The sequence below is a fragment of the Flavobacteriales bacterium genome (assembly GCA_016779935.1).
Classification (GTDB): domain Bacteria; phylum Bacteroidota; class Bacteroidia; order Flavobacteriales; family UBA7312.
This window is the reverse complement of sequence record JADHMQ010000010.1, coordinates 19,576-46,069: the sequence shown is the minus strand read 5'-3', so window position 1 is coordinate 46,069 and position 26,494 is coordinate 19,576. Positions and strand designations below refer to the sequence as shown.

Here is a 26,494-nt window from a genome sequence, read left to right as displayed (position 1 = left end):
ATGTTGAAAATATTTGGCTTTAACAAGAAAGAGAAAGTATCTATCCAAGAATTGGCAGTGGTTTATACCAAAACCCTATTCGAAGTTATTGAATTGGGCTTTCCTGAAATCATTGAATTTGTAAATGATAACCGAAAATTTGAAGAGTCACCCAATTTAAAACTTGAGGATACAAACTGGTTTTTAATGATTGTATTTGCTGCAAATAATCATTCTTTATCTGAACATTTTGACGATGAAGTGGTTCATCGTTTGCACCACGCTAGCCTAAATGAGCTAATAGGTTTCTTTGATATGGAAGAGGATTTAGTTCGCGATATGTTTTTGGATTATGAACAGTTCTTTAAAGAGCAGTATTCAGATGATACAACAATCGAAAAAGCCATGGCAAAGTCAATATTTGTAAAGTATAACCTTAATGAATTTCAGGGCGATTTACTGAAAAATCAAAACGAGCCTAATCCTGTCTTTTTACAAGAACTAACAGATTTAATGAGTAATTTTATTTGGAATTGGTCTGACTATCTTGCCAAGTACAAGGTCAATTAAAGTTTTTCTATTCCAGTATAGTTAAAAGGAGAAATATCTTTTAAATAGTCTTTGAGGTCATCACTAATGGCAAGTCCATCAATAAATACAGCTAAAGTATCTTTCTCGATGACGCTATTCGTTCGAGTTAATTCTTTAAGTGCTTCATAAGGTTTTGGATAACCTTCTTTTCTCAGAATAGTCTGAATAGCTTCAGCCACTACAGCCCAATTATCATCCAAATCAGCATTAATAGCAGATTCGTTCAAAATCAATTTATTCAGCCCCTTTAGAATAGATTTAAAACCTAATAATGTATGTGCCATAGGTACACCAACGTTTCTTAGGACGGTGGAGTCTGTTAAATCTCTTTGAAGTCTAGAAACAGGAAGTTTCGAGGAAAGATGTTCAAATATAGCATTCGCTATTCCTAAGTTCCCTTCAGCATTTTCAAAGTCAATAGGGTTTACTTTATGAGGCATTGCCGATGAACCTACTTCGCCTTCTTTTATTTTTTGCTTGAAATAATTCATTGAAATATATGTCCACACATCTCGACTTAAATCAATGAGAATGGTATTAATACGCTTAAGATTATCGAAAAGAGCAGCGAGGTTATCGTAATGTTCTATCTGAGTAGTAACTTGTGAACGGTCTAGTCCAAGATTGTTATCTACAAAATCGTTTGAAAAAGAAACCCAATCGATTTCAGGGTAAGCAATGTGATGGGCATTAAAATTACCTGTTGCACCTCCAAATTTCGCGGAGAACGGCACCATGTTTAATAAGCCTATTTGTCGTTCAAGACGTTCGATAAATACCATTATTTCTTTACCCAGTAAGGTTGGGGATGCCGCTTGACCGTGTGTACGCGCTAATAATGGAATAGATGCCCATTCATTTTTTAAACTAATGAGTTTATCTAATAATTCCATATAGTTAGGAACGTAAACATCTTCAACAGATTCCTTAATAAGAAGAGGTGTAGCTGTGTTATTAATGTCTTGTGAGGTCAATGCAAAATGAATAAACTCTTTGTACTCACTTATTTTAAGCTCGTCAAAACGTTCTTTAATAAAATATTCTACAGCCTTAACGTCATGATTTGTAATGCTTTCGATATCCTTAATTTTCTGAGCGTCTTCATCGTCAAATTTTAGATAAATATCTCTCAAAGAACTGTATAAATCTGAATCAAAATTCTCAAGTTGTGGCAAAGGTAATTCGCAAAGAGAAATAAAGTATTCCACTTCTACTCTAAGTCGGTATTTTATTAGTGCTGCTTCTGAGTAAAAGACACTAAGTTCATTGGCTTTTGAATGGTATCGACCATCTATTGGAGAAATTGCAGTTAAAGCAGATAATGACATTAATCGTATGGTATTAGTATTGAACGCTGCAAATTTACACTTTTTGAATTTAGGCAATAAAAATCAGCCCAACTAAGTTGGACTGATTTAAAAATATTTTCAAAAGGGATTATTGTTTGATAAACCTAAGAATAGATGTTTTATCGTTTAACTGAACTTTTAGTGTATAGAAACCAGTAGATAAGTCGCTTATGTCTAGAGTTAAGAGCTGTTCGTCATCCAAAATACCGTAATTCTTTTCAAAAACTTTTTGACCTGTCATACTTAGGATGCTCAAATTAAGTGCTTGAGAACTAGGGTTAATCGAAATAGATAAGTTATCCATAGCCGGATTTGGCATTAACTGAACATTAATATCTTCCCAAGCAGAAATGCTAGTAGTAACACATTGAGTTTCGCAGTCAGCTAATGAAGAGTATTCTCCTTCACCAGTTCCAGGGTCAACACAAGCGTTAGATACACACTCCCAACTAGGTGTTACTTCTAAATCACCAGTGATTTCTATAATTCTAGCATCAATAACTTGCTTGCTGTCTTCATCTTGTACAAAGGCAACGACTCTACAATTTCCTAAGCCATTCCACAACCTATAAGAGTCTGCCGTTACATTTCCTACTGCAAAAATTGCTGATTCATTGACTGTAACGCTATTTCCATTACTCAAATCAGCAGTAGTTCCATCACCATCTGGAAGCATCTTCCTCAATACTTGAAAAAATTCACTTTCACCATTTGTTCCGGCAGTATTGTTATACTCATCTTCTACAACAGCGATATGAATACTGGCATTAGGATAGTCTACATAAGAGGTTACTGTAAGCTCAATGTCTAAATCTGTTCCATCTGTTGCAACTGCTGTTCCTTCTATTTTTATAAAAGATGGTGCCGCTGCATGCTCGTCTATTTCATCTTGAGAGCTAGATGTTGATATACCATCAATATGTGCCGATGGCACACCTTGCACGTTGTAATAACTTACTCTTGAAGCAACGTCGGCATTAAACGATTGGTCAGCACTTCCTGGCCAATTCACTTGATATTTAATAGCACCGACTTTAGCGTTTGATAATTCATTAACGTTATTGGCGTCAAGAAGTGTTTGGAAACCAGGGTTGAAGCTAGCGCAAGGACCGCAAGTATTACTTGTAAAGTGTTCAAATAATGGAATGCGTTGCGTTACAAATTCAACACTGATTATGGTAAAGTCAATGGAATTATTTGAAGTGTCTACATCAGAACCACCATTTATATTTTCAATAGTAACGGAAATATTTGCTGTGTCTAGAGTTGTCATTGACAATTGGTCAGCATGTGTAAAATCATAAGTGCCAAGAGTTGGAATTGATATTCCACTAACATTGTCGGTTAATGAATTTGTGCCGTCAGTCCAAACGATGTCCATTGAAGTAATAGTATCAGCTCCATAGTTTAGTATGCTTCCTTCGATATCAACATCTGCAGGAATCTGAATATAGGAAGGTATGCTTAAATCTGTTAAAATAGCATTGATACCAATTGGATTAAATGGTTGGTGAGAAACCATTACATCATCTACATAGAATGAATGTCCATTCAGGGGGAATAAATCAAGAGACGCTACTTCATTAACAGTATTTGAGAATGAGCCAATTGAATTATCATTGATAAATACTTCCCATTTGTTTAGTGTTAGATTAATTTTCACATCTAGCTTAAACCATTCTTCTGAAGGGTAGGTAGAGCTCAAGAAAACAGTGCCGCCACCTCCTGTAGAAAAGACAATAGTTCCGTCACTATTCATATTACAGTCAACAGCCCATGTGTTTCCAATTGTTGTTTCTGCTTGAAAGTTAAAGTATGCCCCACCATTAACGAAAAATCGTGATGAAAAATCAAAATCTCCTTGGTCAAAAACTTCACCGAAAGGCAAAACCACATCTTGTGGGCCACCATTTGCAGAAGAGGAAGAAAAATAAATAGATTGTGAGCCGCTATATGCGTTTGCCATAGTGGTCTGGACATCCTCAGTTCCTCCAGTAGTTCCAGACCAAGTTGTCCATAATGTATCGGCTTCTCCGATGTAATTTCCTAGCGCGTAAGATTCGAAATCGTCACTGAATGAAAATTGTGCGAATGTTGTCGTGAAAGAAAACAGTAAAAAAGCAATAGTAAATAATTTTTGCATTTTTTTTTAATTAATGTTTATTCAACAAGTTTAATGAAATAATTACGGACTTAAAAAACTTTAATCAAAAAACCTTTAATATTTTTGCACCATGGCTTCATTAATCATTATTATTTGTGTTGTTCTTTTAGCATTAGGATTATTGGGTTGTTTTGTGCCGGTTATTCCTGGACCCCCCTTGGCTTATGCGGCATTGCTAATCCTTTCAATATTCACGGACTATAAATTTGAAGATTCGGTATTAGTTCAATGGGCAGGAATAGTCATTGCCGTAACTGTAGCTGACTTTTGGCTTCAAGTCTATGGAGTTAAAAAATTTGGAGGCACTAAAAAAGCCATCAATGGTACCATGATTGGTCTGTTTGTAGGTCTGTTTGCTCCGATACCATTTGGGTTTATAATTGGTCCATTTGCAGGAGCTTTTATCGGTGCTTATTTGGATGAGAAAGAAGATATGATGAGAGTCTTGAAGATAGCTTCAGGAGCTTTAATAGGTTTTATAGGCGGTTTAGTGCTTAAGCTTGTCGTTTGTGGATACCTCATATATGAATTTTGTTTAATCATAACTCCCTACTTTGAAAGTTTGTTCGGTATCATATCTTAATAGTATTCCATTTGTTTTTGGCTTGGAAAATAGTCAGTTAGAAATAGAAATTTCTACTGCCATCCCTTCGGATTGTGCATCTCAGCTATTGAATATGGAAGTGGATGTAGCTCTAGTGCCAGTGGCAATAATTCCACAATTAGACTATTCAAAAATTATTAGTCCATTTTGTATTTCTTCTGATGGTGCTGTGCAGACGGTATGTTTGTTTAGTGAGTGTCCTTTGGAAGAAATTGAGACTATTTATTTGGATTACCATTCTAAAACCTCAAATGCTTTAGTACAAATACTGTGTCAAAAATTTTGGAATATCAAGCCTAAATTCATTGATGGTAAAGACTCTTTTGAAGAAAACATAGAAGGTCGAACAGCAGGAGTTATTATTGGGGATAGAGCCAATGCATATAGGGGCTCTTTCGATTATATTTATGACCTTTCTGAAGAGTGGAAAAAGCACACCTCTTTACCATTTGTATTTGCCTGTTGGGTGAGCAATACTCCATTAGATGTGAAAAAAGAATTGGCTTTTTGCAAAGCCTTAGAATATGGAATTGATAATTTAGATGTGGCTATTGAAAGTAAAAGCCATTTGTTTGATACTACTATTGATAAAAGAAAATATCTGAAAGAGATAATAAACTACCATCTTACTGATGATAAAAGAAAGTCGATGCAGTTATTTTTTGAGCTAATGCCCTAATTACTTTCTTTTTGAAGCAGCTTCTTGTTGCTTCTTCGCCATATCTTCCAAACGCTTCTGAAATTTTGACTTCTTAACAGGTTTCTTCTTATTGTTTTCCATTTGTGTAAGAATAGCCGCTTCGTCAATGAAGTATTTTCTCATTACAAATTGTTGTCCGAATGTCACCATATTAGCTAGGAAGTAATAGTAGCTTAATCCGGCAGCATAGTTATTGAAGAAGCCTAAGAACATGATTGGCATCAAGTACATCATCCATTTCATTTGTGCCATTTGAGGGCCACTCATCTGGCTATTCATTCGAGTATAGAGAATGGTTGAAACGGTCATCAATAAGGTGAATAAACTCACGTGATCACCGTAAAACGGTATTTCAAACGGTAGGCTTAATACAGAATCATAACTCGATAAGTCATCTGCCCATAAGAATGATTTTTGACGTAATTCTATACTAGCAGGGAAGAACCTAAATAAGGCAAAGAGGATCGGCATTTGCAATAACATTGGAATACATCCACCTAATGGGTTTACCCCTGTCTTTTTGTACAAAGCCATAGTTTCCTGTTGAGCCTTCATAGGATCTTTGTCCTTGTGCTTCTCATTAATTTTATCAATCTCAGGTTTTAAGACTTTCATCTTAGCCTGTGATTTGTAGGCTTTGAGAGTAAATGGTGCAAGCACCATTTTAATTATTATGGTCATTATTAGAATAATGATACCGTAGTTTGTAATACTGTTATCTAACCAGTTGAAAATAGGAATAACAGCGTATTTGTTTACCCATCTAAATATTCCCCATCCAAGAGGAATCATTCGCTCAAGCTCCATATTATAGGCCGAAAGTGTTTCGTAGTGGTTAGGTCCAAAATAAATTTGCAAGGGAATACTTTCTCTAGATTCATGCTTGTATGGTAGAGTAGTTTCTAAGGATAGTTCTCTAACAAACCTTTGAGAGCCTTCGTTGGTAACAGCACTTACTGAAGTGGGTTTTTCAAAACCCGCATTATTTATAAATACAGTGCTGAAAAACTGGTGCTTTAGACCAATCCATTGCGCTCTACCGTCTAAAGTTTCTTCATCGTCTTTTGTTTCAGATAAGTAGTCAACATCATCGTTGAGGTACTTGTAATAAACCGTTGAATACATCCTTTCGTTTTCCATACTCTTTTCAGTATGTGGAAGGTTGATGGTCCAGTTTAGTTCGAGTTCATTTCTGTTTGAAGGAATAATATCTTCCAAGCCAACCGTATTGATTTGGAAGTCCATCATGAAATCGTCATTGCTCAAATTATAGACGTATTCGAGATAGCCACCATTGGATGCCATTAATCGCATTGAAACCGATTGGTCAGATTGATTACTAGCTTGAAAATAAAGGTCCTCAGTATTAATGATTCTATTTCCTTCAGAGAAAAATGTAATGTTGAATGCAGATGAATCCTTGTCAATAAGGTTTAGTGGTAAGGAATCGGAAGTTTGATACTCTTTTAGGATTGCTGAAATTATTCGTCCACCTTTTGGAGAAATGCTTAATGATAACTTCTCATTTTCAATAATTATAGCCTCTTCAGAGCCCGAAGCAGAAGGGGCAAATACGCCAAAGCTTCTTTCATATGCTTCATTTACCAATACAGTATCCAAAGAAAGTGTAGTGGAATTTTGTTCAATAACTTTCTCTTTTGCTTCAAGAACTACTGTCGTATTATTTTCTTCTTTTGGTGTTTCTGTTTCTACAACTGGAGGAAACATAGCATTGTAGCCAACTACAATTAGAACGATTAGGATAACACCTGTTAAGGAATTTTTGTCCATGTGAATTAGTGTTGTTTTGAGTAGGTTAAAGCTGCATTTACAAAACCGACAAAAAGCGGTTGAGGTTTGGCAACGGTACTTTTATATTCTGGATGAAACTGTACGCCAACAAACCAAGGATGTTGGTCAATTTCAACGATTTCAACTAAGGATGACTCTGGATTAATTCCAGTTGTTCTCATTCCATTTTCTTCAAGCTGAGTTTTAAAGTCATTGTTAAACTCAAAGCGATGTCTGTGACGCTCTTGAATTTCTGATTTTTTATAGCAATCAAAGGCTTTTGAGTTATCTTCTAGCTTACAAGCGTAAGACCCTAGTCGCATAGTGCCTCCTTTGTGGAGTATTTCTTTTTGGTGCTCCATAATATCAATCACAGGATGTGTAGTGTCTGGATTGATTTCTGTAGTATGAGCATCTTCTAATTTCAATACATTTCTGGCGTATTCAATAACGGCACATTGCATACCAAGACAAATACCTAAAAAGGGCACCTTGTTTTCCCTAGCATACTTTACAGATTCTATTTTTCCTTCTATTCCTCTATCGCCAAAACCAGGAGCAACCAGTAAACCATGATATTGATTTAATTTTTCATATACATTATCACTATTGACTTCTTCAGAATGTATCCAACTTACCTTTACTTTGCACTCATTAGCAGCGCCACTGTGAATAAATGATTCTGCAATGGATTTATATGCGTCTTGAAGCTCAACGTATTTACCCACCACGGCAATCTTAACTGTGTCTTTAGGATATTTGAGCTTTTTTAAGAATGAACTCCACTCGTTGAGAGTCACTTTTGTTTCATCTTTCAGTCCGAGTTTGCGAAGTGATACTTGGTCTAGTTTTTCGGATTGCATCAATAAAGGTACGTCATAGATACTTTCAGCATCCATAGATTCAATAACAGCATCTCGTTCCACATTACAGAAGAGTGCAATTTTACGTCTTATTTCAGAGTTCAGATGATGCTCAGTTCTACACACCAAAACATCTGGCTGAAGACCAAGCTCTCTAAGTTTTTTAACAGAATTTTGAGTAGGTTTTGTTTTTAATTCTCCAGCAGCAGAGAGGTAAGGTATAAGTGTCAGATGAATACTGATGGCATCGGACTCCATTTCCCACTTTAACTGTCTTACGGCTTCTATAAAAGGCAAAGATTCAATATCACCTACCGTTCCACCAATTTCAGTAATAACAATATCGTATTTTCCAGTTTGACCAAGAATTTTGATATGGTCTTTTATTTCATTTGTAATGTGTGGGATAACCTGAACGGTTTTTCCTAGGTAATCGCCTCGGCGTTCTTTATTGATAACGGATTGGTAAATTCTTCCAGTTGTTACATTATTGGCCTGTGAGGTAGAAGATGATAAAAAACGTTCGTAGTGGCCTAAGTCTAAATCGGTTTCTGCCCCATCATCGGTCACAAAACACTCGCCATGTTCGTATGGGTTCATGGTGCCAGGGTCAACATTTATATATGGGTCTAACTTCTGAATAGTTACTGAGTAACCTCTTGCTTCCAGAAGTTTTCCGAGTGATGCTGAGACAATTCCTTTTCCAAGTGAGGAGGTAACTCCCCCTGTAACGAATATATACTTAGTTGGAGAGGATTTGCTCATGAGTAAATGAATGTTTTTTACTAATTAATTTATCGTCTGCAAAATAAAGTAAAATATAAGAAGAAATAAATTGAAGATATATTTTTTTTAAAAACTTAAACTCATGCCTGCGCTAGGCATAATAGGCAGTTGGTTTACCCTCTTATATTCTATTCTGTTGAAGTAAAAAATATTCTCTCTATTGTAAAGGTTGGTAACTCCAACGTTCCATTCAAAGTTTGAATTTTTACTAAGGTCGTGTGTCTTTTTAAGGGCAATATCTAATCGGTGGTACCAAGGTAAACGCCCTTCGTTTAGTCCGGCGTACAAAATACCAAGTCCTCCGGTTTCAGAGGTATAGTCAGTGTCTATACCATCAGAAAAATCTAGATTAGGATAAAAGCCTTGTGTTTGTGTGAATGGGAAACCAGAACCAAGGTTCCAACGTGCATCAAAACTCCAACTCTTGTCGGTGCCAAATCGATACGTACTCACAAGGTTTACATTATGACGTCTATCAAAGTGTGGGTTATAGGTAATTTCCTCTCCAGTCCTGCTAATATGACCTAGCGAATAGACTAGCCAAAAGTAAATTTTTGGGTCATTGTATTTAAGCACAAAGTCAACCCCTTTAGCACGTCCTTCTTCAACAATAAAGTCTGGATCTGATGCGGTTAATTTATTCTTATTGATGTTCGTTAGTTGTGTAAAGTCTTTGACATAACCCTCTATATTAAAGTCTATTTTATTAGAAATGTCGTATTCCATACCAACGATAAGGTGGTTTGCCATTTGCAGACCATTTACTACCTCTTCGCCTCTAAATTCATCCGGTAAATTGTCTGGAGCGGATAAAAACCCATAGAATAGATTCACAACGTCTTGGTCGGAATTCGTACTGACTAGGTTTTGAGAATATTTTCCAGTTGCTAGTTTTAGTCGAAGTTTTTCACTTGCCAAAAACTTGGCGCCTAGTCTAGGTTCAAAAGTAGCACGAAGAGAATTGTATTTGTAGATTCGTACACCTGGGTCAAAAATGAATTTTCCTTTTTTGATTTTGTATCTTATAAATCCAGAAAGTTCTGTGGAATTTTCTTTTTGTTCAATTTGAATGCCGGTAGCATTAGTAAAGTCAAAATCGGTTTGATATCCCAAAATTTCTAAGCCGTACTGGACTTCATTTTCGTTTTGGAAGGAGGTAAAATTAAGCCCTAAATTAAAGCCGTTAACCCCACTTTGCCTTGGCTGAAGGAGTGCTTCTTCAAGCTTGATAAGGTATGATGAATAGGCAAATGTACCTTCAATAATTGTAGAGTTGCCGCTTGGAATTAATATGAAGTTACTCCCTACACCGCCAGATTTCCAACCTAAGTTAGATACATCTCTATAACTTACTTTATCTTGGTAGTTATAGCCAAACATGCTCCATTTGCTTCCGCTATTTCCTGTAAAGGATATTTTACCGTAGAGGTCTGTGTAGCTATAAGGTAAACCCGCCGTATCAATATATGTATAAAGTGTTTTGGAACTCCTGTCGAGATAAGAAGTCTTAGCCGACATAATGAAGGAAGAGTTCCCCCCTTTTTTGAATAAAGGCCCTTCCAGCATTAGCTTACTGCCAAAAGAGCTTGTAGCTACTTTTCCACTCAGTCTATTTTTGTTGCCATCCCTTGTGGTGATGTCCATGATGGATGAAATACGACCACCATATTGAGCGCCAAAACCACCGGTATAAATATCGGCATTTCTCATAATGTCTGTATCAAAAACAGAGAATAAACCAATAGAGTGGAAGGGATTGTACACAATCATTCCATCTAGCAATACTTTATTTTGAATGGGCGACCCTCCTCTAATATACAGTTGTCCACCTTGGTCGCCAGTGAAGACTACGCCAGGTAAAACTTGCAGGTATTGGGCGAGGTCAGGCTCACCACCAATTGCCGGAATAATTTTTATGTCTTTAGGTGTAATTTTTGTTACAGATACTTTTACTTCGGATTTCATCTCTTGTCTGTCTGCCGAAACTGTAACGGTTTCAATCTGAACAGAGGAAGAAGAAATTTCCAGTTTCTGATTGAGTATCTGTTTATTTTTTAAAGTTAGGCTTTGTCTTAGCGTATCATAACCTATGTAGGTTACCAACAAGGTTTGATTTCCTGCCGGCACACCACTAATATTGAAAAATCCATTAACGTCTGTAGCTGTACCTATTGCCAAGCCTTCAACAATGACATTACAGAACATGATGGGCTCTCCATTATCTTTATCGTAAACAAAACCACGTATGTCGCCTTTTTGAGCAAAAAGTCCGACGCTAATGAAAATAAAAAATATGAGGGTGTTTAATTTCTTCATTCAAAGTTTAAAGGTCCAAAGTTACTGTATTTAATGCAGAATTTTATAAAGTAATTCTTTAAGAAGTTCACCATCAGGAGTGGTGGCATTGTCAACCCCTTTACATTTCATGTCGTATTCCCTCAGTAATGAGATAATGGTCATACACTTACGCTTTCCATAGTGTTTGGAAGCCAGTTGATAGTCTTTTACAAAATAGGGATTGATTTTTAGTTCTGTAGCAACATTACGTTGAGATTTATCCGTAAGTACATGGTAAAGCAGTACTTTTTGGAAAAAACTGAATAAAACGCCTAAAGTAACTACAAGAGGATTTGATTTTGGATTATTGGCAAAATAGGAGGCAATTCTGTTGGACTTTAAAATGTCTTTTTGACCTAAAGCGTTGGTAAGTTCAAAGTTGTTAAAGTCTTTACTAATTCCAATGTTTCGTTCAATAACGTCTGAGCTAATTTCTGAATTTTCTGGAACAATAATCATGAGTTTATTTAGCTCATTAGTGATTTTGTTTAGGTCGTTACCCAAATATTCCCCTAGCAAATAAGCCGCTTTGTGCTGAATTTGGTAGTTTTTGCTCTTCACAAAATTGCTTATCCATTCAGGAATTTGGTTGTCGTAAAGTTTTTTACTTTCAAATAGAACAGCATTTTTTGCTACTGCTTTGGCAAAGCTTTTGCGTTTGTCTAACACCTTATTTTTATAGCAAATGACTAGAATAGTAGACTGCTGAGGGTTTTCGATATAGCTTTGCAGTTGTTCAATTTTTTTAAGATGCTGAGCTTCTTTAACAATTACCACAACTTTATCGCCCATTAGGGGGAACTGTTTAGCTTTGCTCAATACACTTTCAATACTGCATTCTTTGCCGTAGATAACCGATTGGTTAAAATCTTTTTCAGTCTCATCCAACACATTTTGACCAATAAAATCAGATAGTTTATCAATAAAGAAACTTTCTTCTCCCATCAAAAAGTACACTGGACTGTATTTTTTTGCCTCTAAATCTGAAAGGATGTGTTCAAATTTCATTTCTTTGCTTCTTATGATGTCTGATTTGAGTTTGCCAAAATACGACTTCAATCTTAAAAGTATTGAAGGAATCACACATATTTTTGATGTTATTAGAAAAAAATACGTCAAACTTACCCCTGAAGAGTGGGTGCGTCAGAATATGGTGCACCACCTTATTTATGACAAGCAATTTTCTCCTGCTTGGATTACTGTTGAGCAAGGATTGACTTACAATCGCATGAACAAACGTGCCGATATTATTTGTTATGACCGTAATGGTAAAGCCATTTTATTGGTAGAATGTAAGGCATCGACAGTAAAGATTAATCAGAGTGTATTTGAGCAAATTGCACGCTATAATTTTGAGTTAAAAGTGCCTTTTTTACTTGTTACCAATGGCCTAAAGCATTACTGCTGTCAGATGAACTATGACAGTAATAGCTTTACTTTTCTTGAAGATATCCCGTCTTTTAGCACTATAGAATCTTCGTATTAATTTTCAATATATTTCCTATTCTTAGTTTCAAAATTGTAGTTTTGCACTTCTAAAATTTTTAAAAATGAATCTAGAAGGAATACTATCTATTTCAGGAAAGCCTGGTTTGTATAAGCTAGTTAGTCAAGCTAAAAATACCATTGTTGTTGAAGGTATCGTTGATAAAAAACGTATGCCATTATACGCTTCTCATCAGGTAAGTGCATTAGAAGATATTGGCATTTACACCTATTCTGACACTACACCGTTAGCCGATATTTTCGATGCTATTGCCAAAAAAGAAAATGGAGGGCAATGCATTAATCACAAATCTTCAAAAGATGAAATGTTTAGTTGGATGCGTGAGGTTTTGCCAGAATTTGATGAAGATCAAGTGTACCATTCCGACATTAAAAAGTTAGCACAGTGGTACAACATTTTGCAAGAAAATGGATTTATCGAAGTGCCTAAAGCCACTAAAAAAGTGAAAGAAAAAACCGAAGAAAAAAACTAAAAATTATGCTTACAGCAGATATCCCTAAACGACCAAAGCGACATTTTATAGACGAAAACTTAGAAGTAAAGTCGTGGTCACAAATAGAAAATTACTTTCAAAGTTTGCTTGATGCTAACATTCAGTCTGTGGCAGACTTAGAACAATGGATGCTTAATCGTAGTGAGTTAGAATCTGTATTAGAAGAGGAGCAAGCTTGGCGATACATCAAAATGAATATTGATACCAGAGACGAAGAGCTTTCAAAAACCTTTCACTTTTGGGTTACAGAAATATCGCCTAAGGTAGCCCCATTCACTCACCAGTTAAACTTAAAAGTAACCGAGAGCCCATTTATTAAGGAGTTAGACCAAGAGAAATATCGTATTTACCTTAGGGGGCTGCACAAGTCCATTGAGATTTTTAGAGAAGAAAATATACCACTATTTACTGAAATGGAAACTAAGCAACAGGAGTATGGTGCTATTTCAGCTAAAATGACTGTGGAGATTGATGGCGAAAAAATGACTATGCAAAAAGCAGCTCAGTTCTTGAAAGATACTGATAGAAGCAAACGTCAAGATGCCTATGAAAAGATGAGCCAAAGACGTGCGGAGGATGTTGAAAAATTGGACCTGCTATTTGATGACTTAATTGCTTTGAGGCAAAAGATTGCCAAAAATTCTGGATTTGATAATTACCGCGATTATATGTTTGCAGCTATGGGAAGATTCGATTATACTCCCGAAGATTGTGCCGATTTTCATGCTGCCATAGAAAAAGAAATTGTGCCCATCATTGAATCCTTTGATGTGGACAGAAAAAACAAAATGAAGTTAGAGGCCTATAAGCCTTGGGATACTGCTGTAGATGCTGAAGGGAATGCCCCTTTAAAACCATTCGAAGACGGTGAGGATTTAATTGATAAATCTATACGTTGTTTTGAGCGACTTAGTCCGTATTATGGACAATGCTTGAGTACTATGAAGGCAATGAAGCACCTCGACTTAGTTTCTAAAGAAGGTAAAGCACCTGGTGGTTTCAACTACCCATTATATGAAATTGGCGTGCCGTTTATTTATATGAATGCAGTTGGTTCTCAACGCGACTTAGTGACTATGGTGCACGAGGGCGGACACGCTGTACACTCTTTCTTGAGTAGAGATTTGGATTTATGCGATTTCAAAAGTACACCTTCAGAAGTTGCTGAATTGGCTTCTATGTCTATGGAGTTAATAAGCATGGATACATGGGATGAATTCTATTCTAATACGGATGAGCTAGAACGTGCAAAGACCGAACAAATGCAAAAAGTATTAGAGGGTTTGCCTTGGATAGCTGCCATAGATAAATTTCAGCACTGGATATATACCACACCTCATACTGCTGAGGAAAGAAAAACGGAGTGGAAAAATATTATGCAAAAATTGGGCAGTTCAATCGTTGATTGGGACGGGCAAGAAGAGGCTTTATTGAATCTATGGCAAAAGCAATTGCATTTATACGAAGTGCCGTTTTACTACATAGAATATGGGATGGCTCAATTAGGAGCTATTGCAATGTGGAGAAGCTATAAGCAATTGGGTAAAGAAGCTTTAAATAAATATGACGAAGCTTTAAGACTAGGCTATACCAAGTCTATCGGTGAGATATATCAAACGGCAGGAATTGAGTTTAATTTCTCTCAAGACTATGTGAACGAATTGGCAGACTTTATAAAGGCTCAGTTAAATCGTTAATTATTGTTTCTAAATAATACAAAACCTCCTGACAACAGGAGGTTTTTTTATGCTAATCTTTTTTTCTTTCGATTTATTTTGCTCAATCACTTGGAGCTATGCCAGCTTGTTTTAGTCCAAATTGAAGTGAAAATATAAATATGTGTGTTTGCATTAATTCAAATAGATCAATTTTTTGTTGTAAGACGTCTTTTAAACTGTCTTTTTTTTGCAGATTCTTTTTAAGTGATTTTACAATCTTACTCTAGTAATTTTAAGAAAACATAAGTTTATTTTTAAGGCGTCATTTTTTCATGTAACTGTATTGTAAAAAAAATTATTTTTGCGGGCTAAAAATTTTGAATTTATTAACCCAAAATTGGGTTTTCAATAATTTTAGGATTAAGTTTTTAAGTTATTATTGTGGTGTTATTATGCTGTTATTATGATGATTAAATCTAAATTAAAGAGAAAGCAATTGTTTATGAAGAGGTCCAGATTTAGTATACGTGTGGTAGCACATACTCATTCAAGGGACTTTTTGGGTTGGGTAGCCATGACGACAGATGACCAAGCCGTTGGTTGGGTCAATTTGACTTTTCAAAAAGATAAAGTTATTAAGTTTCAGGATGCTTTTGTTTCTCCAGAATTCAGAGGAAGAGGCATTTATAAATTGCTATGGGACACGCGCATGCAATGGGTAAAAGACAATTACTCTGGTAAAGGATACTCTATTGAATCTTGGTGCAAACAAACTTCTATTGGACAGTTTGTTAAGCAAGATTTTAATATTGGTGAAACCGCTACTAGAGTTTACAAATCTATTTGATTCCGGCAATCTTCTTATTGAATACTTCCTTTAGGCTATCTTTTTTAAGATTAAGTTCGTATAGATGTAAGAATAATTCCTCGATTTTCTCTAAATTTTGTTCAACCGCTTTGTTTAGTAGTATGCCGCCTTGTTTTTTTACCTCTTTTGCTGAAGGAATATTCGGCAAGTGGTGGTGTTTCTTGGCAAATTCAATGGTTTTTTCTAGTTCAGTAAACTGGTACTCAGGTTTTAGTTGGCTTTTCCCTTCAAAGTAACTTTCAAAAACGTAATCAGGGGTAATTGTTCCGCTAGCCAAAATATTTCCGCTAACATGAAGTTTTTCATTAGGGTTTATGCCAATGCCTGCATTACCGTTATTAGCTATAATAAATTGATTATTTCCAACTTGAAAAGCACCAGTTGGACTTAGAGTGTTGACGCCCACTTTCCCATCATTTTTTACTGTCATTCTTTGTGTGTTATTGGTGCGAATATCTAAGTCAGTGTTGTTGGAGGTTCCTAAAAAGTTGGAGGAAGCTATTGAGTTTCCCGCTAAATTCCAGTCATTAGAGCTTGATGAATTACCATTGGAAAAAAGCATCCAATTTGTTCCGTCATAATAGTAAATAGCATCTGTGCTTTGAACGTATATAAGATTTCCCTCTTGTGGACTACTAATAGCATTCATTGTAGTTTCATTACTAACGATATTTACACAAATCAACTGATTAAAGTTTTGGCAGATGGATGTGTAATTAAATATTGAAAAAAGAGTTAGCAGTATATATTTTCTCATTAATCAAGTTTTAGTATTAATTTTTCAATTTCTTCAATCTCTTTTAAGGTTTGATAGATATGTAGGTGTAATTCCTCGATTTTCTCTAAATTTTGTTCAACAGCTTTATTTAGCAGTATGCCACCTTGTTTTTTTACCTCTTTTGCAGAAGGAATATTCGGCAAGTGGTGGTGTTTCTTGGCAAATTCAATGGTTTTTTCTAGTTCAGTAAATTGGTATTCTGGCTTTAGTTGACTTTTTCCTTCAAAATAATGTTCAAAAACATAATCAGGTGTAATAGTTCCTGAAGCCAGAATATTACCTAATACCTGTAGTTTTTCGCTGGGGTTTACGGTACCCACTCCTACATTCCCATTTGTAGCTACAGAAAAACTTGAGATTACGCCATAAAGATTTAGTTCAATCAATTTACATTCTCCAACTACTGCATCACCTATTGTAACGTTAGAATTTATCTCATACACATGAAATTTGTAATATCTATAAGAAGTGGTATTAGTAATGTTAAAAGATTGTAGAGGGTTCCATTGATAAGCAGATTCATTAATAGTGTGTAAATTTTCCAAAGATGTCCAGTTTGTACCATCATTGGAGCCTTCTAGTTTGAATTTATTGGGGGTATTTTGAGATTCATTAGGATCAACCCTAAAATCATAGGAATTAACTACGTAATTAATGTTCCCAAAATCAACCATTACCCAAAAAGCTGGATTGGTGATTGTACTCGATGTTGGTGCGGTAGAACTAGCAGTAATTGATGTGTTATTATTATTGTCAAAGATGTGAAAGGCTGAATTAGTTAAAGAGCTAGTATGTCCAGAATGAAAATTTACTGAAACACTTATGTTGTTGTCCGTATTACTACTCATTGGAGGTATTAAGTTTTGATTTGTCCCTTGAGTAGATACTTCAAAAATGCCAGTTGGATTATTCGTTCCAATACCTACTTTTCCATCATTTTTTACTGTCATTCTCTGAGTATTATTGGTGCGAATATTAAAATCAGTATTGTTGGTAGTTCCAATAAAATCAGAGGAAGTAGCTGTATTCCCTAATAGTTGCCAACCATTTGTTGAATTTGAATTTGTAGATGCTATTGAAACCCAATTGGCACCATTATAATAATATACGAGGCTTGTGCTTTCTACATAAATAAGATTTCCTTCTAATGGATTAGTTATGGCATTCATTGTAGAAAGGTTACTGACTGACTGAATACGAATTAACTGGTCGCTAGTCTGACTGTACGCCAAGCTGTAAATGAGTAGATTTAGGATGCAATATAGTTTTTTCATGTTTTTAGTTTGTTATTCCAAATACTCTAAAATTGTTTTTCTCATTTCCGTTAATTCTTTATTTAAATTACTTGTATGAATGTATAATTCCTCGATTTTCTCTAAATTTTGTTCAACTGCTTTATTGAGTACTATACCGCCTTGTTCTTTTACCTCTTTTGCAGAAGGAATATTCGGCAAGTGGTGGTGTTTCTTGGCAAATTCAATGGTTTTTTCTAGTTCAGTAAACTGGTACTCAGGATTTAATTGGCTTTCCCCTTCAAAGTAACTTTCAAAAACGTAATCAGGGGCTATAGTTCCGCTAGCTAAAATGTTTCCACTTACATGTAGTTTTTGAGTTGGATTGTCTGTGCCGACACCAACATTACCATTTTCTAAAACAATAAATTTAGTTTCTTCTGTTGGTGGTTGTCTTTCAAACATACGCGCCTCTACCAAATATCCATCACTATTAAAAACTATTCTGTAATCTTCATAAGTTTGGGTAATAGTAGTAAACATTACTTGAAACATTGTTGTTGCTGACCAGTTAATGCTTGTTTGTGTATCTAAAGTAACCCAAGGGCTATTATCGTTTGACCTAGCTTGAAAAACTAGCGAGGACGGAGATGATAATGTAGTTTGGGTTGATTTAATTAAATTATATGCTCCGATGAGAATTTGTGAAGACCCATTGTACAGGACTTCATTTCCAATATTTATCCAACCAGTAGTGCTTAAATCATTATCTATTATTTCATTTTCGGCACTTGTTGTACTTGCCGTTAGAAAAACATACCCACCTCCTTGAGTTTCTCCTATTTGAAAAGCACCACTGGGGTTGGTGATGTCAATACCCACTTTCCCATCATTTTTTACTGTCATTCTTTGTATGTTATTGGTACGAATATTTAGGTCACTGTTATTGGTTGTTCCTATAACATCAGTGGAAGAAGCTTGGTTCCCTGCTAATTTCCAACTGATTGTACTTGCTGAGGAGCTAGAAGACAAAGCCAACCAATTGGTGCCATCGTAGTAGTATATAGCATCAACAGTTTGAACATATACTAGATTTCCTTCCATAGGAGTGCTTATGGCGTTCATCGAAGCAATATTACTGACGGTATGAATTCGTATCAATTGGCTGCCATTCTGACCCATACAATGAACAGCAAAAAAGAAAAAAAGGACAAATATAAATTGCCGACAAGTTGGCTTGTATACAATCATAACTTTAAGTTTAATAGATGGAGAACTGCAATATACAAAAAAAAGATATTGCCAGTCAATTAGAATGGCTCATAACATAATATTATTTATTTTTGCGCCTCATTAATAGTAAAGAAGTTCAGAATTAGTATGGATATTATACAAGAGAAAATAGACGACTTAAACGCTATACTTAAAGTAGAAGTTAAAGCGGATGACTATCAATCCAAGGTGGAAGAGGTCATAGTCAATTACAGAAAAACAGCAAACATTCCTGGCTTCCGTAAAGGTAAAGTACCTATGGGACAGGTTAAAAAAATGATTGGTAAATCTGTGCTGATTGATGAAGTAAACAAACTGCTTCAAGAAAGTATATACAAGCACATTACCGAAAATAAAGTGGAGGTTTTGGGTAATCCTTTACCATTAACCAATGAAGTAGATTGGGATAATGCTAGCGAATTCGTTTTTGAGTATGAAATGGGCTTAGCACCAGAGTTTAAAGTGACTCTTGACAAAAAAGGAAAATTCGATTACCTACAAATCGTTGCCGATAAAAAGATGGTAGACCATTACGTAACCGATATGGCAAAGCGTTATGGTAAAATGACTCAGCCAGAGAAGTCTGAGAAAACAGACCTTATGATGGGTGAGTTTATTCAACTTGATGCTGAGGGTAATGTTCTAGAAGGCGGAATACAACATACCGCTTCGTTAGCTTTGGATATTGTGCAAGACAAAAAAGCTCAAAAAGCATTAGTCGGTTTAGCCCCAGGCGATGAAGTGAAGCTGCACATAAATAAAGAATTTTCAAACGATGTTCACCATATGTTGAACATCAAAAAGGAAGAATTAGAGACTTTGGATAGTGACTTTAATTTCAAAGTCAATAAAATCAGTAGAATGGAACCGGCAGATATGACGCAGGATTTATTCGATAAAGTTTTTGGAAAAGACACTGTAAAAAGCGAAAAAGAATTCAGAGCCAAGGTCAAAGAAGAAGTAGAAAAATCTTTTGTAGGCGAAAGCGATAATAAATTGAAAAATGATGTGATTCTTCACCTCATTAAAAAAACTAAATTATCCTTGCCAGATACATTCCTAAAAAAGTGGTTAGTAACCACCAACGAGCAAGGACTTACTGAAGAGCAAGTAGAGCAAGAATACGAGCAGTATGCCAAGAGCTTAAAATGGCAGTTGATTGAAAACAAAATCATAAAAGATAATGAGCTTGAAGTAAAAAATGAAGACGTTATCAACCATACTAAAGAACTTATCGTTTCTAACTTTGCTCAGTACGGACAAGCGGCTCCAGATGACAAAAAATTAGAAGAGATAGCCGTACAAGTCTTAGGTAATGAGGAAGAACGTAAGAAAGTTTACAATCAGCTTTATGACGTAAAAACCATGAGTTTGTATAAGGAAAAGTTTAGTCTCAAAAATAAAGAGGTCACTTACGATGAATTTGTTAAATTAGCTTCTGAAAAATAAACCTCATAATACTATGTTTGACCCCTCAGAAGAATTTAGAAAATTTGCCACCAAAGACCGTGGTATTAGCAGTACAACACTAGATCGCTTTCAGTCGGCTTATGCCAACTACATCTCGCCAACAATTATTGAAGAACGTTCAATGAATGTAGCATCAATGGATGTGTTCTCTAGATTGATGATGGATAGAATCATCTTTCTTGGCGTACCTATCAACGATTATGTTGCCAACATCATTCAAGCACAGCTCTTATTCTTAGAGTCTGTTGACGCTGAAAGAGGTATCCAAATTTACTTGAATTCACCTGGTGGAGGTGTTTATGCCGGTTTAGGCATATACGATACCATGCAATACATTAACCCTGATGTAGCTACTATCTGTACAGGTATGGCAGCCTCAATGGGTGCAGTATTGTTGTGTGCTGGAGCGACTGGAAAGCGTACTGCTTTAAAGCACTCGCGCGTAATGATTCATCAGCCTTTGGGTGGTGCTAGCGGACAAGCTTCAGATATTGAAATTACCGCTCGTGAAATTCAGAAGTTGAAAAAGGAATTATACGAAATTATAGCTCATCATTCTGGCAAAACTTACGAGGAAGTTTGGAAAGATGGCGATAGAGACTATTGGATGACGGCTGAAGAAGCCAAACAATACGGTATGATTGACGAAGTGCTCGTTAAGAAAGCCTAATCTATTTAAAATAAGACTAATTGAAAACCACATGCCTAGAGTGTGTGGTTTTTTAGTATTTTTGTACCATGTCTGAAGAGAGAAATATCAATTGTTCATTTTGCGGAAGAGATAAGCAAGACACTAATGTGCTCATCGCTGGCATTGACTCTCATATTTGCGATAGCTGTATAGAGCAAGCAGTTGGTATTGTTCATTCTGAAAAAGAAGGCAAAGATCAGCAAGTGCTTGCCGCACAAATGAATTTGCTCAAGCCTATTGACATTAAAGACCATTTGGACAAATACGTTATCGGACAAAATGAAGCAAAAAAAGTATTGTCCGTAGCCGTTTACAATCACTACAAAAGATTAGTACAACCTCCATCCACAGATGCTGAAGAAATTGAGATTGAAAAATCCAATATTATTATGATCGGAGAAACAGGTACGGGTAAAACACTCCTAGCACGAACTATTGCAAAAGTATTAAATGTCCCTTTCTGTATTGCCGATGCTACAGTACTTACTGAGGCAGGTTATGTTGGTGAAGATGTTGAAGCCATTCTCTCAAGACTATTACAAGCCGCAGACTACGATGTAAAAGCTGCTCAAAGAGGAATAGTATTCATCGATGAGGTGGATAAGATTGCTAGAAAAAGCGATAACCCATCAATCACTAGAGATGTTTCTGGTGAAGGTGTTCAACAAGCAATGCTAAAACTCTTAGAAGGTGCTGTTGTACAGGTGCCACCACAAGGCGGAAGAAAACACCCCGAACAGAAAATGGTATCTATTGACACACGCAACATTTTGTTTGTTTGCGGTGGAGCATTTGACGGTATTGATAGAGTCATAGGTAAACGATTAAGTACCCAAGCCATTGGCTATTCATCAACTAAAAAAGAAAAAGTAGATAAAGACAATCTATTACAATACGTTTCCCCACAAGACCTTAAAGGTTTCGGACTTATTCCTGAGTTAATTGGGCGTTTGCCAGTGCTTACTCATCTAAAGCCTTTAGATAAAAGCACACTGCGTCAAATCCTTACAGAGCCTAAAAACTCACTCACAAAGCAGTATGTGAAATTGTTTGAAATGGATGGCATAACGCTAACTATAGACGATGATGTATTAGATTATATCGTTGATAAAGCCATTGACTTTAAGTTAGGAGCAAGGGGCTTGCGTTCCATCTGCGAGACTATTATGATAGATGTAATGTTCGATAGTCCATCCAAAGAAGAGATAAAGGAATTTAAACTCACTCTAGAATATGCTCAGAATAAAATTGAGAATTCTAAACTCAAGAAACTAAAAGTAGCCTAACGCTCAAAGGTCTGAAAGGTAAACGAAAAGCAGTGTCTATCGTCCTCTGGGTGGTGTTTCTCATTTACTAATTCCCAACTCTCGTCCAAATCTTCAAAAAAAGTATCGCCTTCAATTTCGGTATGTACACGTGTAAGATAAACTCTATCTATGAGTTTGTTATCCAGAGCGTACTTGTAAATCTGTCCGCCACCAATAACAAAAGGTTCATTATCGTTGGCTTTTTTAGCCAAGTCGATAGCTTCCTCAATAGAATTGACTACTATACAGCCTTCAGCCTCAAAGTTTTCTTGACGACTAACCACTACATTTGTACGGTTTGGTAAGGGCCTGTATTTGTGGGGAATAGACTCAAAGTTTCGCCTGCCCATAATTACAAAATGGTGTTTTGTAGTATCTTTAAAGAACTTCATATCTGTAGGCAAATGCCAAACTAAATCATTGTCTTTTCCAATGACCTTATTTTCTGATACAGCAACGATTAAGGAAACTTTCATGCGCTTTTATTTAATGTATAAATGACCCCTCTTTGTTCTAGGTAATTTCTGACAAATTCAAAATGTCCGCCAAGGTATTCTGGGGGTGAAATCCCAACCCTATTGTATTCTCCATTCACAACTAAATTTGCTACAGCAGTACACGTAAAGCCTGTTGTTCGTGCCATAGAAATAGTATTGTCTTGATAACGGTCTAGTAAATCGTATTGATACCTCACTTTTTTACCATCTTCTTCGCCAGTCATGCGAATTCGCATGACGGTAAAGTCTTTTTCACCATCTTTCAATTGCCACTTAGGAAAAAGCAATTTTGAGGTTAAATCAATGGGTCGTACCATTTGACCGTTAACTTCTATTTCATCATAGGAGAAAAATCCGCTAGCTCTCAAGACTTTCAAATACTCCACACAACCAGGGTAGCGTAGTGTCTTTTCAATCATATTAGGAATGTGAGGCATGGTGTCTATAAGTGAACGCAAACCGTCCGAATTCCAACTCTCTAAAGTGCCAACACCCTCAAATTCAATTAGCTCAGTATCTGACAAGGCTTCTTTAGTAATGAGCTGACTGTGTTGAACATAACGTGCAGGTCTGATGTATTCTTCGATTACATCAATAGGGGAAAAGACGGCTTTATATTCATAGGGCCATTCTCTTACCTCTGGAAGTCCACCTACCAAACATTCGTAATCGGATATTTTCATTAGTTTATCATGATGCCCTAAAATAATATTACCCATTCCTGGTGCTACACCACAATCCATTACTGCTACAACTCCCATTTCTTTGGCGAGTTCATCGAGCCCGAAAGGATCCTCAGGGAAAAAGGAAATGTCTACGATGTTTTTTTGTGATTTTATAACGGTTTCAAGCACTTTATAACCCATAAATCCGGGTACTGCTCCTACCACTAAGTCGTAATCGCTAATAAGTCGTTGTATGGTATTTGTATCCGATAAATCGGCGTGAATGGTATGAATACCCAATGCTTTTAGTGGCGACAAAGCATCTTCGCTATAATCTACTGAAGTAACTTCATGTGCATTGGTCAAATCTTTGGCCATTACGCCGCCAACAAGACCAGCGCCTAAAACGATTATTTTTGCCATTATATTGCTACTTTTCCTTTAATATGTGGATGTGGGTCGTAATTTTGAAGCTCAAAATCCTCGTATTTAAAGTCAAAAATACTCTTTACCTCTGGGTTTATTTTCATTGTTGGAAGTGGTCGAGTGTCTCTGCTAAGTTGCAATTCAGTTTGCTCAAAGTGATTGGTGTATATGTGAGCATCACCAAGGGTGTGAACGAAATCGCCAACTTCTAAATCACATACTTGAGCCATCATCATAGTCAATAAGGCATAAGAAGCAATATTGAAAGGAACGCCCAAAAATATATCAGCACTTCTTTGATACAATTGACAGGATAATTTTCCGTCTGCTACATAAAATTGAAAGAAAGCGTGACAGGGTGGTAGTGCCATGTCTTCGATTTCGCCTACGTTCCAGGCACTCACAATCATTCGTCTACTATCAGGGTTGTTCTTTATCTGATTGACAACTTGAGTGATTTGGTCAATATGTCGACCATCAGGTGTTGGCCAACTCCTCCACTGGTAACCGTAAACGTGCCCTAAGTCTCCATTTTCGTCTGCCCATTCGTCCCATATTCTTACCCCGTTTTCTTTGAGGTATTTGATATTGGTGTCGCCTTTGAGGAACCACAGTAACTCGTGAATAATTGAGCGAAGGTGTAGTTTTTTTGTCGTTACACATGGAAAACCTTCGGATAAATCAAATCGCATTTGATGACCGAACACACTTTTTGTTCCTGTTCCTGTGCGGTCTGCTTTTAGAGTGCCTTCATTCATCACTCTGGTCATTAAATCTAAATACTGTTGCATATTTTATAAAATCATTCCTACAATTACAGAGGTAAATAAACACGCTAATGTCCCTGCAATAAGTGCTAATATTCCTAGTCTTGATAAATCTTTCATTCTCGATGGCGCTAAAGCTCCAATACCACCTATTTGAATGCCAATAGAAGAGAAATTGGCAAATCCGCATAAAATATAGGTAGCTATTATAATTGATTTTTCTTCAAAAAATCTGGACGAGGCTTTCATTTCTCCTAAAGAAACGTAGGCTACAAACTCATTAAGTATAGTTTTTTCACCCAATAGTTGACCAACCAAAACAATATCCTCTTTGCATACACCCAAAAGCCATGTAATAGGGGCAAGAGCATAACCCAAAATAAACTCTAAACTAAAGCCTGTAAACTGGCCATCTGTAATATTTTCAACCCATGTATTTATACCCGTGAAGTCACCAACAAAATTCGTTAGGAAGTAATTTACCATAGAAATAAAAGCGATAAATACTAGTAGCATTGCTCCTACATTTACTGCTAGTTTTATACCTTGTCCAGTCCCTATACTTATAGCTTCCAAGACATTACTACCTAGTTGTTCATCAGAAATAGTCATGTCCTGACTAACTTCTTCTGTTTCTGGTAAGAGTATTTTTGCAGCTACCACAGCAGCTGGAGCGGACATTACAGAAGCAGCCAATAAATGCTTAGCGAAAAATAATTGCTGAACGGGATCATTACCGCCTAAAAATCCAATGTAGGCAGCAAGTACACCGCCTGCAATTGTTGCCATTCCGCCACTCATCAGACATAGCAATTCTGAAAGCGTCATCTTCTCTATATAGGGCTTAATGAGTAGTGGGGATTCCGTTTGCCCTAAGAATATGTTACCAATAGCAGCTAAGCTTTCAGAACCCGATAAATTCAAGGTTTTCTTCATTATAAGAGCGAAGAAATAAACGACCTTTTGAAGTATGCCGTAGTAAAATAGTATACTGGTAAGTGCTGAAAAGAAAAGAATAGTTGGTAATACTTGAAAGGCAAAAATATAGCCAAAGCTAGTGGTGTCACTGATTAAATTTCCAAACAGAAAGAGCGAACCTTCTTGAGTAAAACCTAGAAGCACTACAAAAATAGAACTGAGCCAGTCAAATAAACGTTGTATAAATGGTACTTTGAGAATGGCTAGTGCAAATATAATTTGAATGAGCAATCCTTTCCAGACTAATGACCAATTAATGGCTCTTCGATTTCTACTAAAAATGAAGGCTATACCAATAAGTACGGCAATTCCCAGTAGTCCTCTTATAATATTCATTATGTTAAAACCTCCATTTTTGTAGTCTTGAAGGCTAGATCTGAATGCGTAATTAATACCGTTTTCACTAAGAATGAGATCGTTTGTGGAAAGCTCTATTTTATAAAATCGACTGGTGTCTGATGGTAGGTTATAGTCAAATTGAAGTGTATTGCCTACTAAACTCCACTCTCCAGAGGCTTTGAGAGGTACAGAGGCTATTTCGTATTCAAAGGTGCCATCGCTATTAATGAGCATAAAATCATCTGTGCCAATCGTTCTTATTGGAGTGGCATCATTAATCTGTGTGATGCTTTCAAACATCCATTTTCTATTAATTTCTTGAGCATATATACTCAAAGAAATTAGAGATAGAAAGAGTAAGGTTAGGTGTCTAAGCATGTGC

Annotated in this window: 23 protein-coding genes; 10 read left to right on the top strand and 13 right to left on the bottom strand. The window is 36.2% G+C overall.

Annotated elements, in window-relative coordinates:
* Nucleotides 1-549, top strand: a complete 549-nt coding sequence (locus tag ISP73_06155) for a hypothetical protein (GenBank protein ID MBL6658167.1) — start codon at nt 1-3, stop codon at nt 547-549.
* Here ISP73_06155 and purB read toward each other — a convergent pair.
* Entirely contained in the window at nt 546-1,898 is a 1,353-nt protein-coding gene (gene purB, locus ISP73_06150) for an adenylosuccinate lyase (GenBank protein MBL6658166.1), read from the bottom strand. The two genes, ISP73_06155 and purB, sit on opposite strands and share 4 nt — an antisense overlap.
* A 109-nt stretch (nt 1,899-2,007) precedes the next feature.
* Nucleotides 2,008-4,062 (bottom strand): T9SS type A sorting domain-containing protein, encoded by a 2,055-nt coding sequence (locus ISP73_06145; GenBank protein MBL6658165.1) that lies wholly within the window; start codon nt 4,060-4,062, stop codon nt 2,008-2,010.
* A gap of 91 nt (nt 4,063-4,153) precedes the next feature.
* Between ISP73_06145 and ISP73_06140 the strand changes: the two genes are divergently transcribed.
* Entirely contained in the window at nt 4,154-4,666 is a 513-nt protein-coding gene (locus tag ISP73_06140) for a DUF456 domain-containing protein (protein ID MBL6658164.1), read from the top strand.
* Nucleotides 4,638-5,366: a menaquinone biosynthesis protein gene (locus ISP73_06135; protein MBL6658163.1), complete on the top strand. Its 729-nt coding sequence runs from the start codon at nt 4,638-4,640 to the stop codon at nt 5,364-5,366. The genes ISP73_06140 and ISP73_06135 overlap by 29 nt, the downstream gene beginning before the upstream one ends.
* Here ISP73_06135 and yidC read toward each other — a convergent pair whose 3' ends face one another.
* The 4 genes from yidC to holA form a co-directional block, all read right to left on the bottom strand.
* Nucleotides 5,367-7,178 carry a membrane protein insertase YidC gene (gene yidC, locus ISP73_06130; GenBank protein MBL6658162.1) on the bottom strand — a complete coding sequence of 604 codons (1,812 nt, stop codon included), beginning with the start codon at nt 7,176-7,178 and terminating at the stop codon, nt 5,367-5,369.
* A 5-nt stretch (nt 7,179-7,183) separates the two neighbouring features.
* A complete protein-coding gene (locus tag ISP73_06125) occupies nt 7,184-8,806 on the bottom strand; it encodes a CTP synthase (GenBank protein MBL6658161.1) in 1,623 nt (540 codons plus the stop codon).
* Between the two features lie 87 nt (nt 8,807-8,893).
* On the bottom strand, nt 8,894-11,143 hold the full coding sequence (locus ISP73_06120; protein ID MBL6658160.1) for a TonB-dependent receptor: 2,250 nt from the start codon (nt 11,141-11,143) through the stop codon (nt 8,894-8,896).
* Between the two features lie 30 nt (nt 11,144-11,173).
* On the bottom strand, nt 11,174-12,172 hold the full coding sequence (gene holA / locus ISP73_06115; protein ID MBL6658159.1) for a DNA polymerase III subunit delta: 999 nt from the start codon (nt 12,170-12,172) through the stop codon (nt 11,174-11,176).
* Nucleotides 12,173-12,188: 16 nt separating this feature from the next.
* Here holA and ISP73_06110 point away from each other — a divergent pair, with 16 nt between their 5' ends.
* The 4 genes from ISP73_06110 to ISP73_06095 all read left to right on the top strand — a co-directional run bounded on the left by ISP73_06110 (nt 12,189) and on the right by ISP73_06095 (nt 15,669).
* Nucleotides 12,189-12,650 (top strand): type I restriction enzyme HsdR N-terminal domain-containing protein, encoded by a 462-nt coding sequence (locus ISP73_06110; GenBank protein ID MBL6658158.1) that lies wholly within the window; start codon nt 12,189-12,191, stop codon nt 12,648-12,650.
* Nucleotides 12,651-12,714: 64 nt separating this feature from the next.
* Nucleotides 12,715-13,143, top strand: coding sequence for a DUF5606 domain-containing protein (locus tag ISP73_06105; GenBank protein ID MBL6658157.1), 429 nt, complete (start codon nt 12,715-12,717; stop codon nt 13,141-13,143).
* Between the two features lie 5 nt (nt 13,144-13,148).
* Nucleotides 13,149-14,861: a M3 family oligoendopeptidase gene (locus ISP73_06100; protein ID MBL6658156.1), complete on the top strand. Its 1,713-nt coding sequence runs from the start codon at nt 13,149-13,151 to the stop codon at nt 14,859-14,861.
* 463 nt (nt 14,862-15,324) lie between these two features.
* On the top strand, nt 15,325-15,669 hold the full coding sequence (locus ISP73_06095) for a GNAT family N-acetyltransferase (protein MBL6658155.1): 345 nt from the start codon (nt 15,325-15,327) through the stop codon (nt 15,667-15,669).
* On the opposite strand, the gene ISP73_06090 is transcribed toward ISP73_06095, so the two are convergent.
* Genes ISP73_06090 through ISP73_06080 form a run of 3 tightly spaced genes read right to left on the bottom strand, consistent with a single transcriptional unit; the run spans nt 15,662 to nt 18,882 of the window.
* The gene (locus ISP73_06090) at nt 15,662-16,447 is read right to left on the bottom strand and encodes a hypothetical protein (GenBank protein MBL6658154.1); all 786 of its coding nucleotides are present in this window, start codon (nt 16,445-16,447) and stop codon (nt 15,662-15,664) included. The two genes, ISP73_06095 and ISP73_06090, sit on opposite strands and share 8 nt — an antisense overlap.
* On the bottom strand, nt 16,447-17,742 hold the full coding sequence (locus tag ISP73_06085; GenBank protein MBL6658153.1) for a discoidin domain-containing protein: 1,296 nt from the start codon (nt 17,740-17,742) through the stop codon (nt 16,447-16,449). Before ISP73_06085 ends, ISP73_06090 begins: the two co-directional genes overlap by 1 nt.
* 12 nt (nt 17,743-17,754) lie before the next feature.
* Complete coding sequence (locus ISP73_06080) at nt 17,755-18,882, bottom strand: hypothetical protein (GenBank protein ID MBL6658152.1); 1,128 nt, start codon at nt 18,880-18,882, stop codon at nt 17,755-17,757.
* Nucleotides 18,883-19,080: 198 nt separating this feature from the next.
* Between ISP73_06080 and tig the strand changes: the two genes are divergently transcribed.
* From tig to clpX, 3 genes are all read left to right on the top strand, one after another.
* Nucleotides 19,081-20,421, top strand: coding sequence for a trigger factor (gene tig, locus ISP73_06075; protein MBL6658151.1), 1,341 nt, complete (start codon nt 19,081-19,083; stop codon nt 20,419-20,421).
* Nucleotides 20,422-20,434: 13 nt separating this feature from the next.
* On the top strand, nt 20,435-21,112 hold the full coding sequence (clpP, locus tag ISP73_06070; GenBank protein MBL6658150.1) for an ATP-dependent Clp endopeptidase proteolytic subunit ClpP: 678 nt from the start codon (nt 20,435-20,437) through the stop codon (nt 21,110-21,112).
* A 68-nt stretch (nt 21,113-21,180) separates the two neighbouring features.
* Nucleotides 21,181-22,419: an ATP-dependent Clp protease ATP-binding subunit ClpX gene (gene clpX / locus ISP73_06065; protein ID MBL6658149.1), complete on the top strand. Its 1,239-nt coding sequence runs from the start codon at nt 21,181-21,183 to the stop codon at nt 22,417-22,419.
* Here the strand turns inward: clpX and ISP73_06060 are convergent.
* The 4 genes from ISP73_06060 to ISP73_06045 are packed head-to-tail and all read right to left on the bottom strand — an operon-like array spanning nt 22,416 to nt 26,490.
* The gene (locus ISP73_06060) at nt 22,416-22,916 is read right to left on the bottom strand and encodes a dihydrofolate reductase (GenBank protein MBL6658148.1); all 501 of its coding nucleotides are present in this window, start codon (nt 22,914-22,916) and stop codon (nt 22,416-22,418) included. The two genes, clpX and ISP73_06060, sit on opposite strands and share 4 nt — an antisense overlap.
* Complete coding sequence (locus ISP73_06055) at nt 22,913-24,025, bottom strand: saccharopine dehydrogenase NADP-binding domain-containing protein (GenBank protein ID MBL6658147.1); 1,113 nt, start codon at nt 24,023-24,025, stop codon at nt 22,913-22,915. Before ISP73_06055 ends, ISP73_06060 begins: the two co-directional genes overlap by 4 nt.
* The gene (locus ISP73_06050) at nt 24,025-24,819 is read right to left on the bottom strand and encodes a thymidylate synthase (GenBank protein MBL6658146.1); all 795 of its coding nucleotides are present in this window, start codon (nt 24,817-24,819) and stop codon (nt 24,025-24,027) included. Before ISP73_06050 ends, ISP73_06055 begins: the two co-directional genes overlap by 1 nt.
* A gap of 3 nt (nt 24,820-24,822) precedes the next feature.
* Nucleotides 24,823-26,490 carry a Na+ dependent nucleoside transporter gene (locus tag ISP73_06045; GenBank protein MBL6658145.1) on the bottom strand — a complete coding sequence of 556 codons (1,668 nt, stop codon included), beginning with the start codon at nt 26,488-26,490 and terminating at the stop codon, nt 24,823-24,825.
* Between the last annotated feature and the right edge of the window lie 4 nt (nt 26,491-26,494).

Coding starts and splice junctions, on each gene's coding strand:
- ISP73_06155 (MBL6658167.1), top strand. CDS start 1: ATGTTGAAAATATTTGGCTTTAACAAGAAAGAGAAAGTATCTATCCAA.
- purB (MBL6658166.1), bottom strand. CDS start 1,898: ATGTCATTATCTGCTTTAACTGCAATTTCTCCAATAGATGGTCGATAC.
- ISP73_06145 (MBL6658165.1), bottom strand. CDS start 4,062: ATGCAAAAATTATTTACTATTGCTTTTTTACTGTTTTCTTTCACGACA.
- ISP73_06140 (MBL6658164.1), top strand. CDS start 4,154: ATGGCTTCATTAATCATTATTATTTGTGTTGTTCTTTTAGCATTAGGA.
- yidC (MBL6658162.1), bottom strand. CDS start 7,178: ATGGACAAAAATTCCTTAACAGGTGTTATCCTAATCGTTCTAATTGTA.
- ISP73_06125 (MBL6658161.1), bottom strand. CDS start 8,806: ATGAGCAAATCCTCTCCAACTAAGTATATATTCGTTACAGGGGGAGTT.
- ISP73_06120 (MBL6658160.1), bottom strand. CDS start 11,143: ATGAAGAAATTAAACACCCTCATATTTTTTATTTTCATTAGCGTCGGA.
- holA (MBL6658159.1), bottom strand. CDS start 12,172: ATGAAATTTGAACACATCCTTTCAGATTTAGAGGCAAAAAAATACAGT.
- ISP73_06110 (MBL6658158.1), top strand. CDS start 12,189: ATGTCTGATTTGAGTTTGCCAAAATACGACTTCAATCTTAAAAGTATT.
- ISP73_06105 (MBL6658157.1), top strand. CDS start 12,715: ATGAATCTAGAAGGAATACTATCTATTTCAGGAAAGCCTGGTTTGTAT.
- ISP73_06100 (MBL6658156.1), top strand. CDS start 13,149: ATGCTTACAGCAGATATCCCTAAACGACCAAAGCGACATTTTATAGAC.
- ISP73_06095 (MBL6658155.1), top strand. CDS start 15,325: ATGAAGAGGTCCAGATTTAGTATACGTGTGGTAGCACATACTCATTCA.
- ISP73_06090 (MBL6658154.1), bottom strand. CDS start 16,447: ATGAGAAAATATATACTGCTAACTCTTTTTTCAATATTTAATTACACA.
- ISP73_06085 (MBL6658153.1), bottom strand. CDS start 17,742: ATGAAAAAACTATATTGCATCCTAAATCTACTCATTTACAGCTTGGCG.
- ISP73_06080 (MBL6658152.1), bottom strand. CDS start 18,882: ATGGGTCAGAATGGCAGCCAATTGATACGAATTCATACCGTCAGTAAT.
- tig (MBL6658151.1), top strand. CDS start 19,081: ATGGATATTATACAAGAGAAAATAGACGACTTAAACGCTATACTTAAA.
- clpP (MBL6658150.1), top strand. CDS start 20,435: ATGTTTGACCCCTCAGAAGAATTTAGAAAATTTGCCACCAAAGACCGT.
- clpX (MBL6658149.1), top strand. CDS start 21,181: ATGTCTGAAGAGAGAAATATCAATTGTTCATTTTGCGGAAGAGATAAG.
- ISP73_06060 (MBL6658148.1), bottom strand. CDS start 22,916: ATGAAAGTTTCCTTAATCGTTGCTGTATCAGAAAATAAGGTCATTGGA.
- ISP73_06055 (MBL6658147.1), bottom strand. CDS start 24,025: ATGGCAAAAATAATCGTTTTAGGCGCTGGTCTTGTTGGCGGCGTAATG.
- ISP73_06050 (MBL6658146.1), bottom strand. CDS start 24,819: ATGCAACAGTATTTAGATTTAATGACCAGAGTGATGAATGAAGGCACT.
- ISP73_06045 (MBL6658145.1), bottom strand. CDS start 26,490: ATGCTTAGACACCTAACCTTACTCTTTCTATCTCTAATTTCTTTGAGT.